Here is a 16073-nt window from a genome sequence, read left to right on the forward strand (position 1 = left end):
CGCGCCCCCGTGTATCATTCGCTCGTATGTATGTAGGCGACCCTCAACTGACAGCCAGTCAGGTTCTGCGGACCTTTCATCACGACGAGCTCTACCTCTTCCTCGGCGCCTCCTTCACCGCCGTCGGTCTCGTCTCGATAGCCTTCGCCTTCCTAGGCCGCAAGTTCGACGCCATGCTCTTCTGGCTCGCTCTCTTCGCCATCTTCTACGGTCAAAGACTCTGGCTCCAGCTCGGCCTCCTCGCCCTCATCATCCCTCCGTCGCACTTCTTCGATGACCTCCGCGCCATCGGCAACTACCTGGTCCCCATCCCCGGATTCTTCTACTTCGAAGCGGCAGGCTTCCTCGGCCGGTCTGGCCGCAAGCTCATCCTCGCTCTCACTGCCGTCTTCCTGGGTCTTGCCGTCGCAACGATGGTATTCGGTCTAAGACCCGCCATTCAGACGACCAACAACCTGGTCGTCATCGCCAGCTTATTTGCCCTCATCATCCAATCACTCACACGAAAGCAGACAGACAGAGATTTCGTCATCGCTCGCCGCGGCCTCTTCGTCTTCATTCTCTTCGCGCTCTTCGATAACATCGGCGGAGCCCTGGGTCACCGTGTGTTCATAGAACCGATCGGCTTCACCATCTTCCTCTCCATCCTCGGCTACGTAGCCGCAAAGCGCGGCCTCCAACGCGACCAGCAGTTCAGCGACCTGCAAAAAGAACTCGACATCGCCCGGAAAATCCAGACCTCGATTCTCCCCCGAGCCTACCCCCAGTCCGCCCACTTCCACGTCGCCGCCCGCTACGTCCCCATGACCGCCGTCGCCGGAGACTTCTACGACTTCCTCGTCGCCGATCAAACCCAGGCCGGCCTCCTCATCGCCGACGTCTCCGGCCACGGCGTCCCCGCCGCCCTCATCGCCTCTATGGTTAAACTCGCCGCCACCTCCCAGCGCGCCAACGCCGCCGATCCCGCCCTTCTCCTCGCCGGAATGAACTCCGTCCTCTGCGGCAACACGCAGGATCAGTTCGTCACCGCCGCCTACGTCTATCTCGACGCCGCCTCCTCCACCCTCCGCTACTCCTCCGCCGCGCACCCTCCCATGTTGTTACTGCGTGAAGGAAGCGTGATCGAGCTCACGGAAAACGGCCTCATGCTCGCAGCGTTTACCTTCGCAACTTACACGACCGCCGAACACGCACTTCAATCCAACGACCGCCTCCTCCTCTACACCGACGGCATCCTCGAAGCCACCAACGCCCAGGGAGAAGAGTTCGGATCTGGTCGCCTCCACACCCTGCTCAAAGAGGCCGCCGGCCTCAGCGTCGAAGCCGCCGCCGCCAGCATCCTCTCCTCGCTCGAACGCTGGTCCTCCAAATCCCAGAACGACGACCTCACCCTCCTCGTCTGCGACTACTTCTCGGCAAACATCTCTCAACCGCAACTCTAGAGAAAAAGGTCCTGCCGGACGAGCGCCCTGCGCGGGCAGCGGTCACTTCGTGACGCGTGTACCTTTCTTGCAACTATCAGCGACATAGCTCCTCCCGTTGGTCGGCACGATCTTCCCTCCGACCAACGGGAGGAACAGCCGACCGCGCTCCGCGCAGGAGGCCCGTCCGGCAGGATTTAATCGCGAGAGCGAAAGAGCACGATCCGATCCATCTCTGGCGTTGCGGTAGCCTCAAGCCACGGCTCTTTCGCAACCACAGACGTACAAGGCCCATACGTGCAGATGCGGATCCGGCGAGTAGCAGCTTCCCGCCTGAGACGATCCAGCACCTCGCGCAGGATGGATCCAGCAAAAGGAGTGTAAAGATAGAAGACCGTGCCGCCAGAAAGATCCGCCGTCCGCGCATCCTGACAAAGGAACGTAGCCCTCTTCACGTTCAGCCTCTGTGCACACCTCCGAGCACATTCGACGTAAGCCGCCTCCAACTCAATACCGATACTGCGCGCATCTGTGCAGATCGAAACCAGCAGCGGAACATGGCCCAGCCCCGATCCAAGATCGACAACAACATCCTCCCCACTCAGCCCAGCCCCGCCGATCAGATTCCCGCCGATCAGATCAAAGATATGGCGCGCCGGAGTGGGCTGATAAAACACCATCTCAGGCTCCCGCGCAGCCTCTCGCGCATCAGGATCTTCAAACTGCAACACCCCGCTGACCAACTCATCTAAGTAGTCGTAGCCCGCACCGTTGGCAACTCCCCCCGCCTCTTCGGAGCAACTCTGAACCCACCGCAGCAAAGCATCCCGCCCGCGCCCAAGCTGAATCTCCCCTCGAATGGCCCCGTAGAGCGCCGCATTCGCAGCCTCCAGCCTGGCACACACAGCCCTAGCGCGAAGAGAGAGCTCCGCATCCTTCGAACCAACCCCAGGCACTACTTCAGGAACATCCGGAAGAAAGGCAAAATAAGCGTCAAGCCGGTCCAGCGCCCCCAGGCGTTCGCGAAGCCGATCCGGCTCAAGAAGCGACGGCTGCTCTTCCAGTTGCCGCACAAGGAGTTCCAACGCATCCCTCATCGTCTTTCCATTGTGCGCCAGATTGTTAAGCCCTACTGCTTCTGCTTCTCGTCACTATCCTTCGGCAGCTCAAGATAAACCAGTCCGAAGTGGGTAGGCCCCGAGTGCGATCTGTCTAGGCCGACGATCCGATAACGAAGCGGCGAGCCCGCCCGCAACTCATGATCGCTCGAGGAGTCGTTTACCTGCACATGGCCACCGTGATCGTCCGAGCATGTAAGGCCACTCCGCGTAACCGTCAGAGCGCCGACTGGCTTTCCATGGTCACACTCCAACACCTCCCCATAGCGCGACATCGGCTTACGGTAGAACGCCAGAACCTGCGCTGGAGAATCGCTCGTCACATAGCTGGCCGCCATTAGCTTAAAATGAAAGTCTCCGAAGGTCAGTCCCATATCCACCGCGGCATCGTTATCCGCATCTTTGAACAAGGTCGCGCCCGGATAAATAGGCAAACCTACATCCGCCGCCGTAATGTTCGACTTGGCATGGAGCTCCACGCCTCCATCCGGCTTCTGGGCGACAAGGCCCCCCGCAACACAAAAGAGCATAGCCACCAAAACAACCGGCGCGAAAAAGATAGAGAAGCGTGGAAGACGAGTCTGCATGGAGTCCTGTCCTGTATCTCAAGAATGTAACAACTACGCGCGGCCGGACCTCAAAGTCCCATAACCTCGTCTCCAAGATCTCCTCCCGCACACTGTCAACCCCCAAAACCTCCAAACCCAGCGCCAATCCAGCATAAAAGCGTGGCGTATGAGTTTGGTCCATACAGATATAATGGAAATAGGACTAAAAATGACCCCTGAGATCAGCAGGGGCTTTTTTTTGACAAATAGAGAAACAGATCGTGAACAGCTCGCCGTGGACCCCGTAACCCGTTTTAATGGAATATTTTGCGAGCAACCCTTTTCAATGCAACGTTTTACAAGCTTGCTCTGTCCGCAAACCATTCAAAACAAGTATTTTACCCGCAAAATACCCCCGCAGGGGGAGGGGGGTAGCAGGCCGCTCGGAAGAATCTACAATCACCAGAGCACCATCAGGGAGAAGAAGTGAATCGTGTCGTAGTCACCGGCCTCGGATGCATCACCCCTATCGGTAACACCGTCGCGGACTTCCGCACCTCCCTCTTCGCCGGCACCACCGGCATCGCCCCCTTCCCGCCCTACCCCGAAGCCCCCGCCCGCGAAGCTCACGATAAGACACAGGGCCTCCGCTTCACCCAGACCGCCGCCGTCGAAGACTTCGACGCCCGCCAGCACCTCGACTCCGGCATCCTCTCCGCCACCGACCGCACCGTACACTTCGCCGTCGTAGCCGCCCGCCAGGCCGCCGTAGAGTCCCACCTGACCAGCCACTACGCACCCGACAGAATCGCCATTGTGGTCGGCTGCGCCTGCGGTGGCCGCCAGGCCGAAGAGACCGAGACCAATAAGCTGTACACCCGCGACGCCCGTGTCCACCCCCTCACCGTCGTCCGCACCATGGCCTCCGCTGGAGCCAGCAACATCTCCATCGACCAGAAGATCACCGGCCCCTCTCTCAACATCTCCACCGCCTGCGCCTCCGGTACCCACGCCATCGGCCTCGCCTTCCAGATGATCCGCGCCGGAATGATCGACGCCGCCATCACCGGAGGCCACGAAGCCCCCCTCACCTTCGGCTTCCTCCGCGCATGGGACAGCATGCGCGTCGTCTCCCCCACCCAGTGCCGCCCCTTCTCCGCCGACCGCGACGGCATGACCCTCGGCGAAGGCGCCGCCATGTTCACCCTCGAAACCCTCGAATCCGCCAAAGCCCGCAACGCCACCATCTACGCCGAGATCGTAGGCACCGGCAGCTCCGCCGACGCCAGCCACATTACCCAGCCCCACCCTGACGGAGCCGCCGCAGCCATGCGAGCCGCCCTCAAAGACGCCGGCGCCTCACCTGAAGAGGTTGGCTACCTCAGCGCCCACGGCACCGGCACCCTGGTCAACGACGTCACCGAAGCTGCCGCCATCCATCAGGTCTTCGGGCCACTTGCCTCAAAAATCCCCGTCAGCTCCACCAAATCCCTCCACGGCCACTCCATCGGAGCCAGCGGAGCACTCGAAGCCCTCGCCACCATCCTCGCCCTCAAGGAGAGCCTCCTCCCCGCCAACACCGGCATCACCCAGGTCGACCCGGCCATCGACCTCGATATCATCCTCGGCGCGCCCCGCAAAGCCTCGCCAAAACTAGCCCTCTCCAACTCCCTCGCCTTCGGAGGACTCAACGCCGTCCTGGCCATCCGCTCCATCGAATAAATCTGAAAATCACTAAGCCCGCGTTGGTTCTGGTCTCTTCTCGATCAGCAACGCCGCACTCAAGGCACTCGCCACCGAGAGCCCCACTGCAATCCACAACACCACCCCATAAGCCCCGACGAACGACTCCCCAATCAGCCGCTGCACCCGCACATCGTCACTCTTCGCCGCGGCCAGCTTCGCCCTCTGAGCCTCAACACTCTGCCGCTCCGCCGCCGGCAACCCCAGCTCATCAAGCCCCCGCCCCAGCCTCCCGTTAAAGGTCATCGAAAACACCAGCCCCATCACCGCAATCGCCAGCAACCCCGCCACGCGCGACACCGCATTATTGATGCCCGAAGCCACACCTGCCCGGCTCTGATCGATCGAACTCATCACCGTAGTCGTCAACGGAGCCACGCTCACCGCCAGCCCCAGCCCCAGCACAATCACCGCCGGAAATACCGTAGACCAGTAACCCCCACCCATCCCACCCCGCTGAAACAAACCAAATCCCACCCCGGCAATCAACGGCCCAACAATCAGCGGCAGCCGTGCCCCATACTTCACAATCAACCCACCCGACCAGCGCGACAGCAAAAAGATGAGAAGAATCAGCGGAAGCAAAGCCCCGCCCGCCTGCGTAGCCGAATAGTGCTGCACCTGAATCAGATCCAACGGCAAAAAGAACAATACCCCACTCAGCGCCGCATACAAAAACAACGTCATCAGATTCGCCCCACTGAAGGTCCGCGATCGAAACAGACCCAGCGGCAGCATCGGAGACTCAGACCGCGACTCCACCACAAAGAAAGCCGCAAGAGCCACCGCACCGACCACTGCAGCAACCAACGCCCTCCTCCCACCGTGGCCAGCCTCAATCAACCCAAACGTAATCCCGCACAATCCCACCGTAGCCAGAGCCGCCCCCCACCCATCCAGCCTCTGAACCATCTCCTCATCGCGACTCTCCGGCACCCGTGCCAAAGAGATCAACACCACCAGCACCGCCAGCGGCAAGTTGATAAAGAACACCCAACGCCACGAGAGATGTTCGATCAACCAACCACCCAGCACAGGCCCCACAGCCGTAGTAATCGCAGTAAAGCCTGACCACGTCCCAATCGCGCGCCCTCGCTCCTCAGCGCAGAACGAAGAACTGATCAACGCAAGGCTTCCAGGAACAAGTAACGCCCCGCCCACTCCCTGCAGACCCCGCGCCACAATCAGCGCACGAACATCGGAAGCAAACCCGCACCAGGCCGAAGCTCCCGCAAACAGCACCACTCCAACCAGAAATATCTTCCGCCGCCCATAAAGATCGCCGAGCGACCCGCCCACCAAAAGAAGCGCCGCCAAAAACAGCGCATAAGCCTCAACCACCCACTGAACGTCAGTCACTGTAGCGTTCAAAGAGCTCTGCAACGCCGGCAGAGCAACATTCACCACCGTCCCATCAATAAACACCATGCTCGACCCAAGAATCGTAGCCGCGAGCACCCACACCCCACCCCGCGTCTTTGCCGGCGCAGAAGCCACGCTGCGCATCGCACCTTCTTCGCATGGCAAATTAGGCATCTTTTCTCCCCTCACCGCCGCCGATCATACAGCAATCGACAAGGACACTCTTGCCGCGGCAAGACAACAACTCCCTACCTGGCCCGCGGGTCTCTCGCTGCCCAACACACCTTCATGTCGCCTCAACGATCAGGATGGCCTTCACGTGTACGTGAAGAATCCCTTCTGCTTCTTAAGGTGCACTAAAAAATACTTATCAGAGAGCTATACTGCTCGCAACGGAACCGGTTTTGTAAGGATTTCCGGATTTGCCCTCATTCCATGGAGCAGCAGATGCCTCTAAAGCAGTTCGCACTGAAGTACCTTCCCGATTCCGTCCTCAAGCCGGTTCGTGCCCGTCACTACCAGGATCAGTTGAAGCACTACGACCTCAACGATGAGCCCGATCTCCTTGGCTGCAAGGCGCTTCTGCATGCCGGAGATGTCGTGTTCGACATCGGGGCCAATATCGGTGTCTACACTCGGTTTTGTTCGGACTTTGTCGGTCCAACTGGACAGATTCATTCACTCGAACCGATCCCCGAGACCTTCTCTTACCTCACCTCTAACGTCCGCGCCCTCAACCTCCTCAACGTCACCTGCTACAACCTTGCCGCCTCAGACCGCGACCAGGACCAAGCCGCCATGAGCATGCCGCAGTACGCCTCCGGAGGTGCAAACATCTATGAGTCCACCCTCTCCGATACCGGAGACATTCCCGTCAAGGTCACGCGGCTCGATACCCTATTTCCAACACTCAACCCGCGGCTTATCAAATGCGATGTAGAGGGCCACGAGGTCCCATGCATCAACGGCGCGCTCGAACTGATCGCTCGTTCCCGCCCCATCTGGGTTGTTGAGGTCTCCAGCCCTCGCACCTTCGAGCTCTTCGCCTCGCTCGACTACGATGCGTACATCTACGAAGACGGTACCTTCCGGATCGTGACTCCCGCCGACAAGATCCCAAATTACTTCTTCCTTCCTCGCGAGCAAGGTTCGTCGGTCAGTAATCCCGCTTAGACCTTGAGCGCTCGTGACATTAGCCCGCAAACTCACCACCGGCCTCGGCTTGCGCTTTTAGCCTCAACTGGAGGTCATCGCGATACCATAGCCGATAGATGATCTCCGTTCTCATCCTCACACGCAACGAGCAGCACGACCTCCCTGACTGCCTCTCCTCCGTCTCCTGGTCCGACGACATTCACGTCTTCGACTCTCACTCCACAGACAACACGGTGGAGATCGCCAAAGCCGCCGGCGCCCACATCCACACGCGCACCTTCGACGACTACGCCACCCATCGCAACGCCGCCCTCACCACCATCCCCTTCAAGTACACCTGGGTGTTTATCCTCGATGCCGACGAGCGCCCCACCTCAGATCTGTCCCGCGAGATGCAGCAGATCGCCCTCGCCGCCCCCGATCAAACCGCAGCCTTCCGCGTACGCCGTCGCGACTTCCTCTTCGACACCTGGCTCAAACACGCGCAGATCTCTCCCTTCTACATCCGCCTCGTACGCCCCCAGCACGCCCGTTACACCCGCGCCATCAACGAAGTCCTCGAGATCGACGGCCCCGTAGCCGAACTAAGCTACCCACTCGATCACTACCCCTTCTCCAAAGGCATAGCCCGCTGGATCGAGAAGCACAACCTCTACTCCACCATGGAAGCTGAGCTCATCGCCCGCAACCAAGGTCTGCAGAATCCCTCATTCCTCACAGCTCTCCGCGACCCAGACTTCCACACACGCCGCCTCCACCAGAAGGCCATCTTCTACCGCCTTCCCGGACGCCCTCTCATCAAGTGGCTCTACATGGTCTTCTTTCGCGGAGCGATCCTCGACGGCGCTGCAGGCCTGACCTACGCCACTCTCCAGGCCTTCTACGAGTACCTCATCGTCCTCAAGACCAAAGAGCTTCGCAGCGGCGGAGCGTAACCTCACGCATCAGGATGATGTACCCGGAAGATCAGCGAAGCGTTCGTGCCGCCAAATCCAAAAGAGTTCGACATCGCATACTCCATCGTCGCGCTGACAGCTTTGTCCCTCACCAATGCGAACTGACAAGCCTCATCCAGATCTTCGATGTTCGTCGTCGGAGGAGCAATCTGGTCTCGCAGAGCCAGCACCGTAATACCCGCCTCAAGACTACCCGCACCACCCAGCAGATGTCCCGTCATCGACTTCGTCGAACTCACCAGGAGACTCTTCGCGTGATCCTCAAACGTCTCGCAGATTGCCCTCGCCTCCGCTCTGTCTCCCAGCGGAGTAGACGTAGCATGTGCATTCAAGTACTGAATCGCACTCGGTTCCAGCCCGGCATCCTTTAGTGCCAACTGCATCACGCGCCGAACTCCGCGCCCATCCTCCGGCGGAGCGTTCGTATGAAACGCATCCGAGTTCGCAGCATAGCCCACAATCTCCGCCAGTATCGTCGCTCCCCGCTTCAGGGCATGCTCCCGCTCCTCAAGCACAAGAACTCCCGCTCCCTCGCCCACAACAAATCCATCTCGCCCGCAATCCCACGGCCGCGAAGCCCTTGCCGGATCGTTATTGCGCGTCGACAAAGCGCGCATCGCACCGAATCCACCCACTGAAAGTGGCGTGACCGCTGCTTCACTCCCACCGCAGATCATCGCATCCGCATCTCCCCACTGAATAATCCTGAACGCCTCCCCAACTCCATGCGCCCCGGTCGTACACGCAGTGGCACACGTCAGGTTCGGCCCCGTGGCCCCATAACGTATCGAGATCTGACCCGCCGCCAGATTAGCGATCGTCGCCGTAATGAAGAACGGCGATATTCTGTCAGGCCCTCCGCTCTGCAGCTTCGCATGCTCCCGCTCGATCACTTCGAACGCACCAATCCCGCTCCCAACGTACACGCCCACCCGCTCCGCATCCTCAGCCGACATATCCAGTCCCGACTGCTCCATGGCAAACTGCGCCGCCGCCATCGCAAACTGGATGAAGCGCCCCATCTTCTTCACGTCCTTGCGGTCGACAAAGTTCTCAGCAACAAATCCCTTCACCTCGCCGGCAAACTGACAGCTGAATCTCTCTGGATCGAAGAGCGAAATTCGATCGATTCCCGAGTCTCCCCTTTGCAGCGCGGCCCAGGTTGCCTCTGTGCCAACTCCCACCGGACTCACCAGCCCAACACCAGTCACCACAACGCGAAACTGCTCTCTCATCTTTGCCTTCGAAGTCATCCAGCTCCCTCTTCTCGCAACGAGTCGCCATTACCTCACTACGTCGAACTGTCCTTCGAAACAAAGCAATCCCGAAAAACATCTTTATTTACAGGATGATCATAATTTATTTTGTCAAAGCTCAGTCAGAGAGGACCTTGACACTAAGCCACCAAACTCCTGCTCAAAGTCCGTCCCAGCACTCGCAGGAAGCTCCAGCGGAAAACAAAAAAACGGCGACGCGTAATTCCGGAGCTGCAGCCGCAGAGGTTTATCGACTCACGCTTCCATGAGACGGCATTGCGTTATCAGTTGCCAATGTCCTTCCTCAAGACTCTCTAAAAAGATCAATCTCTCGCCTGCGCCTGAGTGATTCCTGTATTTCAGCCGTGAAACTCGTTGTGTGATATCTCAAAAAAATTCTTGCAATATTCGCGAAAGCCATTTAGGGTTGGCTCACTCTTTCTTAATTTGCCGTTTTCGCCACACTTCTAGCAGCCGTTTGGCCTTTGGAACACAGTGACGTACCCGTAGCTTCAGCTGCGACGCCGGCTTGTTGTCTAAAACGAATTCAAAAAATCGCTTCAGAGCGATCAAGGAGATTCTTTGTCTTTTTTCGGAGGTTCTATGCGTAGGCAATCGGTAAGACCCGTACAGGCTGTGCTCTACAGCCTCGCCGCAATTCTGCTAACCATCCTCGGAACATCGCTTGCGAACGCCCAGACCTTCCGCGGTGGAATCAACGGTACCGTCACCGACCGCACCGGCGCCGCCATCGCCAACGCTACCGTCGTCGCCGTACAAACCGACACCGACGTCAAGCACAGCACCACCAGCAGTAGCGGCGGCGAGTTCCTCTTCCAGGATCTTCCCCTCGGCAACTACAGCGTCACCGTCACCTTCTCCGGCTTTCAAACCGTCAAGACCGACAAGATCTCCGTACAGGCCGGTGTCATCTTCACTCTGCCAGTCGTTCTCCCACTCTCCAGCTCCGCCACCACCATCGAAGTCGATGCTGCAGCCGTAGCTCTCGATACCACGACCACCACTCAAACCACCGTGCTTGACGCCAAGGTCGTCTCTGACCTCCCACTCAACGGCCGCGACTTCACCCAGATGATCTCTCTCACCCCCGGCTACGCTGGCTACAGCGGCGGCGGATACGGCTCGCTCAACGGAACACGCGCCAACCAGATGAACTGGCAGATCGACGGCGTCGACAACAACGACCTCTGGCACAACATTCCCGCTGTCAATCAGGGCGGCGTCTCAGGCATCGCCGGTATCATCCTTCCACTCGACGCGGTCGACCAGTTCTCCGCTCAAACTCAGTCCGGCCCCGAAGGCGGCCGCAACCCTGGCGGCACCGTCAACCTGACCCTGCGTTCCGGCACCAACCAGCTTCACGGCACCGCCTACTACTTCAATCGCAATGAAGTCTTCGGCGCCAAGAGCCCCTTCGCCTCCACCAAGCAGAAGGTTCGCAACTACAACACTGGCTTCTCCGTCGGCGGCCCCTTCCTCAAAGACAAGCTCTTCGGATTTGCCACCTTCGAACATCAACGCTTCGTCATCGGCCAATCCGGTAACGCAACCGAGCCCTCCGTAGGTTGGCAGAGTCAAGCACAAGCAATCCTTGCGCAGAACGGAATTGCGGTCAATCCAGTCATGCAAAGTGTCCTCAACAGACTCTGGGGTACAAATGTCCTCGCGCAAGACACCGTAGGCACCGTAAACAACTTCCACTCTGGCGACCCCGAGTATGGCTACAGTTGGAACGGTCTAGGTAAGGTCGACTATCGCCTCAGCGACAAAGACAACATCAGTGCCCACTGGTTTGTAGGACAAGGGAGCCAGGTTGCCCCCGTCGGCTCGCAGCTTCTCGCTTACTACGAAGTCGCACCAATTCACGTACAGAACATCGCCATCGTCTACAACCGTGTCATCTCATCCAGCATCTCTAACCAGATTCTCGCCGGCGTCAACTACTTCAATCAGGTCTTCAACGACAACCAGACGGGTCAGGATGTTCAAAGCCTTGGCTTCATTACCGGCGCTACCTTCCCGAACGCTCCGAACATCACCATCGGAAGGCCCGCCACCACAGGCGGCGGCACAAGCGCCGCAAGCAGCAACTTCGATCCCGTCGGCCTGACCCCTCCCGAGGGTCGTAACGACATCACGGGTCACCTCACCGATCAACTCTCCTGGACCAAGGGCAAGCACCAGATGCGCTTCGGTGGAGAATACCGTCAGGCACAACTCGACGAGTTTTACCATCGCCATGCTACCGGCAGTTTCACCTTCGACGGAACTCAAACCACTGCGGTCGCTACCGCCAACAACGGCGGCCACGCGCCAACACCGAATCCAGATGGTCTGGACGGATACCGCTACTCCCTCGCTGACTTTTTGGCCGGTACAACATCCGCCGCCAGCATCACCATCGGCGACCCCGAGCGTCAGGTCTTCGTCAACACCTGGTTCCTCAACGCGGGCGACTCCTGGCAGCTCACTCCCAAGCTCAACGTGAACTACGGAATCCGCTACGACTACGAGGGACCGCTCCACAACTCGTACAAGGATATGTCCGTCTTCCGTCCCGCTCTTACCTCCACCAATGGTCTTGCCTTCCAGGGCAGCGAGATCGACTCCCTCTACCCGAAGTACTACAAGAACTTCAGTCCGCGCCTCGGCTTGAGCTACTCGCTCGATAGCAGCACCGTCATCCGGGCCGGCTACGGTTGGTACGCAGACACCCCCAATCTCAACCCCTTCCTCGATAACCGTCCCGGCAACCAGGCTCCGAACGGTGTTGAAGGCAACCCCGGTGGCGCAAGCCCTGTCTACTCCGTCTCAGCTGCAAACGGCGGATCGAACACCACCATCGTGCAGGGAGTTCCTATCTTCCCCTCCTCGGTGGGATATCCCTGCGCTGCCACCTCACCGTGCGGCGTCTTCTCCGTCAACCCCAACTTCCGCCCCTCCTACAACGAGAACTACAACGTCAACCTCGAGCACACCCTGGCACCCAGCGTAATCTTTCAGCTGGGTTATGTAGGTTCATCAGCCCGTCATCTCCTCAGCCTCCTCGACATCAACCAGGCCACTCCCGGCATCTATGTAAGCGATCCACCAACGGTACCGAATGGTGAGTCCGCTGACTTCAAACGCCAGCAACATCGTCCGTTCTACGGCCCCTATCAGCAGTATGGCAACATCAACCAGATCGAAAGCATCGGCACCGCGAATTACAACTCGCTCCAGGCGCAGATTCGCATCACCAACTGGCATCACTTCTCCACCCAAACCATCTATACCTGGTCTCACGCCCTCGACGAAGTTTCGGCCTACCGCGGCGCTCTTCCTCAAGACAGTACCAACTTCAAAGGCGACTACGGCAACTCAGACTTCGACACTCGGAATACCTTCGTCAGCTTCGTGAGCTACGAAGTTCCTGGCTCGCAGCACCTGAAGCGCCTCACCGGTGGCTGGCAGGTCAACAGTCTACTTTCTTTCCATGGTGGCCAGCCCTTCACCGTCCACGCCTCCGGAGACATCAGCGGAACCAACGAGGGCAACGATCGCGCAGTCCAGATCGCTCCTGCTCGCACCGGCTATCAGGGTCAGTCCACCACTGCGAACTGGATCGACCTCAGCGCCTTCCAGGATCCCAATCCAGGTACGTTCGGCACCGTTCGCCGCAACCAATTCTTCGCTCCTGGCTACAGTGACGTTGATCTCTCGGTCTTCAAAAACACGAGAATCGGCGAGCGGCTCACCATTCAGCTTCGCGCAGAGATGTTCAACCTCTTCAACCGTAATAACTTTGCTCCACCTTCCCCCTCCGTCGGCGGCAGCTCACAACTCAGCGACACCATCGGCGACTACAACGGCGCACCCGGCATCGGCGCCGGCGAAGCCTTCAACACTCAATTCGGTGGAAAGATCATCTTCTAACCCCAAGCTAACCCCAGCGCGCAACCAAAAGCCCCATCCCGCAGAGCATCGCCGGATGGGGCTTTTTCACGTCCACTCATCAACCTACAAAGGCCACTTCCACTCTCGAATCTCCTGGCTATCGATCCCGTTCTCATGCGCGTAGTTCACCGCTTCGATAATCTGCCCCTTCAGCCACTCCTTGGTATGCGCCGCCGTCATCTGCAGCCGCGGCACCCGATCGATCACATCGATCGCCAGATCAAACCGATCGATCTGATTCAGAATCGCCAGCTCCAGCGGAGTATTGATATTTCCCTTCTCCTTGTACCCGCGCACATGAAAGTTCTCATGATTCGTCCGCTTGTAAGTCAGCTTATGGACCAGCGAAGCGTAGGCATGGAAGTTGAAGATCACCGGCTTGTCCTTCGTAAACAAACTATCGAACTCTCTCTCCGAAAGCCCATGCGGATGCTCCGTCTCCGGCATCAACCGGAACAGATCCACCACGTTCACAAACCGAATCTTCAAATCCGCACAGCGCTCCCGCAGAATCGCAACAGCAGCCAACGCCTCTTCCGTTGGAATATCCCCGGCACACGCAATCACAACATCCGGCTCATCCCCCGCATCGTTGCTTGCAAAGTCCCAGATCCCAATCCCCTTCGTGCAATGCGTTACCGCATCCTCCATATTCAGATATTGCAGATGCAGTGCCTTATCCGCAACGATCACATTCACGTAGTTTGAACTGCGCAGACAGTGATCCCCCACGCTCAACAGACAGTTCGCATCCGGCGGCAGATAAATTCTCGTCACCTCCGGGCTCTTATTCGTCACCACATCCAGAAATCCCGGGTCCTGGTGCGTAAACCCGTTATGATCCTGCCGCCACACCAGCGAAGTAATCAGCAGATTGATCGATGAAATCGGCGCTCGCCACCTCAGCTCCAGCTTGCTCTTCTCCAGCCACTTCGCATGCTGATTGAACATCGAATCGATAATGTGCACAAACGACTCATACGTCGAAAAGAACCCATGCCGGCCCGTCAACACATAACCTTCGAACCATCCCTCCAGCGTATGCTCGCTCAGAATCTCCATCACGCGGCCCTCACGCGAAAGATCTCCACCATCGGCATCCTCCGGAAGCATCTTCGCCATCCACGTCTTTCCGTGGCTGCCCTCGTAGATCACCTGCAGCTTATTCGAAGCTGTCTCATCAGGCCCGAACACGCGAAAGCTCGTCATATTCCTCTTCATCGCATCGCGCAAAAAGTGCGCCAGCACATCAGTCGGCGAAGCCTCAATCTGCCCCGGCTTCTCAACCTTCACCGCATAGTCGCGAAAGTCCGGCAGCTCCATCGGCTTCCGTAGCAGCCCTCCATTCGCATGCGGATTCGCGGTGATCCTTCGCTGTCCCACAGGCGCCATCTCCCTCAACTCCGCGATCAACTTACCCGAATCATCGAACAGCTCCTCTGGCTTATAGCTCTTCATCCACTTCTCAAGAAGCTTCAAATGTTTCGGATTCGTCACCGGATCGAGAATCGGCATCTGGTGAGCCCGCCACGATCCCTCCAGCTTGTGCCCATCAATCTCCTTCGGGCACGTCCATCCCTTCGGCGAGCGCAGAATGATCATCGGCCAACGCGGCCGCTCAGGCTCTATCCCCTTAGGCGCACTCCGTGCCTTCTTCTGAATCGCGCGGATCTCCTTCACGCAATCCTCCATCACTCCAGCCATCAACTGATGCATCGTCGCCGGATCATCTCCTTCGACAACATGCGGCTCCCACCCATACCCCTTGAACATCCACTCCAACTCTTCGGGCGTAATGCGTGCCAGCACAGTAGGGTTGGCTATTTTGTAACCGTTAAGGTGCAGTATCGGAAGCACCGCACCATCCCGCACCGGATTGAGAAATTTATTCGAGTGCCACGACGTCGCCAGCGGCCCAGTCTCAGCCTCCCCATCGCCAACCACTACCGTCACAATCAGATCAGGATTATCAAACGCCGCGCCAAACCCATGCGACAGGCTGTACCCAAGCTCGCCGCCCTCATGGATCGACCCCGGCGTCTCCGGCGTGCAGTGGCTCCCAATGCCACCTGGAAACGAAAACTGTTTGAAGAACTTCTGCATTCCTGCAACGTCTTCGCTCTTATCCGGATACACCTCCGAATACACGCCCTCCAGATAGCTGTTCGACAACGTCGCAGGTGCCCCGTGGCCGGGCCCGGACAGGTAAATCAGATCCAGATCGTATTTTTTGATCAGACGGTTCAAATGCACCCATACAAAGCTCTGACCGGGATCCGATCCCCAGTGCCCAAGCAACCGGTTCTTGATGTGCTCTGGCTTCAGCGGCTCTCGCAACAGTGGATTCGCCCGCAGATACAGCATTCCCACGCAAAGATAGTTGCAGGCGCGCCAATAGGCATCCACCTTCCGCAGTTCGTCAGCCGAAAGCGGCTTACCACCCTGACTCTTATCTTTAACCAGCTCTTTGGAAACGTTGCTCATAGATAAACTCCGTCAGTCATGGTTCAGTAAAGTCGAAAACAAGTTAGCTCGCAAAAAATTTGTAACCGTTAGA

10 protein-coding genes are annotated in these 16073 nt (G+C 58.4%); 5 read left to right on the forward strand and 5 right to left on the reverse strand.

What is annotated here, in order from left to right:
* The first annotated feature begins 26 nt into the window (after positions 1–26).
* Positions 27–1442: a PP2C family protein-serine/threonine phosphatase gene (locus RBB75_RS03885; protein ID WP_353069595.1), complete on the forward strand. Its 1416-nt coding sequence runs from the start codon at positions 27–29 to the stop codon at positions 1440–1442.
* Positions 1443–1618: 176 nt separating this feature from the next.
* On the opposite strand, the gene RBB75_RS03890 is transcribed toward RBB75_RS03885, so the two are convergent.
* Together RBB75_RS03890 and RBB75_RS03895 are read right to left on the reverse strand one after the other, a co-directional pair.
* Complete coding sequence (locus RBB75_RS03890; RefSeq protein ID WP_353069597.1) at positions 1619–2518, reverse strand: class I SAM-dependent methyltransferase; 900 nt, start codon at positions 2516–2518, stop codon at positions 1619–1621.
* A 32-nt stretch (positions 2519–2550) separates the two neighbouring features.
* A complete protein-coding gene (locus tag RBB75_RS03895; protein WP_353069599.1) occupies positions 2551–3126 on the reverse strand; it encodes a hypothetical protein in 576 nt (191 codons plus the stop codon).
* A 447-nt stretch (positions 3127–3573) separates the two neighbouring features.
* On the opposite strand from RBB75_RS03895, the gene RBB75_RS03900 reads away from it, so the two are divergent.
* Positions 3574–4809, forward strand: coding sequence for a beta-ketoacyl-[acyl-carrier-protein] synthase family protein (locus RBB75_RS03900; protein WP_353069600.1), 1236 nt, complete (start codon positions 3574–3576; stop codon positions 4807–4809).
* Positions 4810–4821: 12 nt separating this feature from the next.
* Here the strand turns inward: RBB75_RS03900 and RBB75_RS03905 are convergent, their stop codons facing one another.
* On the reverse strand, positions 4822–6366 hold the full coding sequence (locus tag RBB75_RS03905; protein ID WP_353069601.1) for an MFS transporter: 1545 nt from the start codon (positions 6364–6366) through the stop codon (positions 4822–4824).
* A 273-nt stretch (positions 6367–6639) separates the two neighbouring features.
* Here RBB75_RS03905 and RBB75_RS03910 point away from each other — a divergent pair, with 273 nt between their 5' ends.
* Positions 6640–7365 (forward strand): FkbM family methyltransferase, encoded by a 726-nt coding sequence (locus RBB75_RS03910; RefSeq protein WP_353069602.1) that lies wholly within the window; start codon positions 6640–6642, stop codon positions 7363–7365.
* A 98-nt stretch (positions 7366–7463) separates the two neighbouring features.
* Positions 7464–8282, forward strand: coding sequence for a glycosyltransferase family 2 protein (locus RBB75_RS03915; RefSeq protein ID WP_353069603.1), 819 nt, complete (start codon positions 7464–7466; stop codon positions 8280–8282).
* A gap of 2 nt (positions 8283–8284) precedes the next feature.
* Here RBB75_RS03915 and fabF read toward each other — a convergent pair whose 3' ends face one another.
* Positions 8285–9538, reverse strand: coding sequence for a beta-ketoacyl-ACP synthase II (gene fabF / locus RBB75_RS03920; RefSeq protein WP_353070355.1), 1254 nt, complete (start codon positions 9536–9538; stop codon positions 8285–8287).
* Between the two features lie 624 nt (positions 9539–10162).
* Between fabF and RBB75_RS03925 the strand changes: the two genes are divergently transcribed.
* On the forward strand, positions 10163–13495 hold the full coding sequence (locus RBB75_RS03925) for a TonB-dependent receptor (RefSeq protein WP_353069604.1): 3333 nt from the start codon (positions 10163–10165) through the stop codon (positions 13493–13495).
* Between the two features lie 84 nt (positions 13496–13579).
* Here RBB75_RS03925 and RBB75_RS03930 read toward each other — a convergent pair whose 3' ends face one another.
* Positions 13580–16000, reverse strand: a complete 2421-nt coding sequence (locus RBB75_RS03930) for a phosphoketolase family protein (protein WP_353069606.1) — start codon at positions 15998–16000, stop codon at positions 13580–13582.
* Positions 16001–16073 lie beyond the last annotated feature (73 nt).

The sequence above is a fragment of the Tunturibacter empetritectus genome (genome assembly GCF_040358985.1).
In the GTDB taxonomy this organism is placed as follows: domain Bacteria; phylum Acidobacteriota; class Terriglobia; order Terriglobales; family Acidobacteriaceae; genus Edaphobacter; species Edaphobacter empetritectus.

Bases quoted from the DNA above. Each gene is read 5' to 3' on its own strand.
- RBB75_RS03895 (WP_353069599.1), bottom strand. From the start codon at position 3,126: ATGCAGACTCGTCTTCCACGCTTCTCTATCTTTTTCGCGCCGGTTGTT.
- RBB75_RS03890 (WP_353069597.1), bottom strand. From the start codon at position 2,518: ATGAGGGATGCGTTGGAACTCCTTGTGCGGCAACTGGAAGAGCAGCCG.
- RBB75_RS03905 (WP_353069601.1), bottom strand. From the start codon at position 6,366: ATGCCTAATTTGCCATGCGAAGAAGGTGCGATGCGCAGCGTGGCTTCT.
- fabF (WP_353070355.1), bottom strand. From the start codon at position 9,538: ATGAGAGAGCAGTTTCGCGTTGTGGTGACTGGTGTTGGGCTGGTGAGT.
- RBB75_RS03930 (WP_353069606.1), bottom strand. From the start codon at position 16,000: ATGAGCAACGTTTCCAAAGAGCTGGTTAAAGATAAGAGTCAGGGTGGT.
- RBB75_RS03915 (WP_353069603.1), top strand. From the start codon at position 7,464: ATGATCTCCGTTCTCATCCTCACACGCAACGAGCAGCACGACCTCCCT.
- RBB75_RS03925 (WP_353069604.1), top strand. From the start codon at position 10,163: ATGCGTAGGCAATCGGTAAGACCCGTACAGGCTGTGCTCTACAGCCTC.
- RBB75_RS03910 (WP_353069602.1), top strand. From the start codon at position 6,640: ATGCCTCTAAAGCAGTTCGCACTGAAGTACCTTCCCGATTCCGTCCTC.
- RBB75_RS03885 (WP_353069595.1), top strand. From the start codon at position 27: ATGTATGTAGGCGACCCTCAACTGACAGCCAGTCAGGTTCTGCGGACC.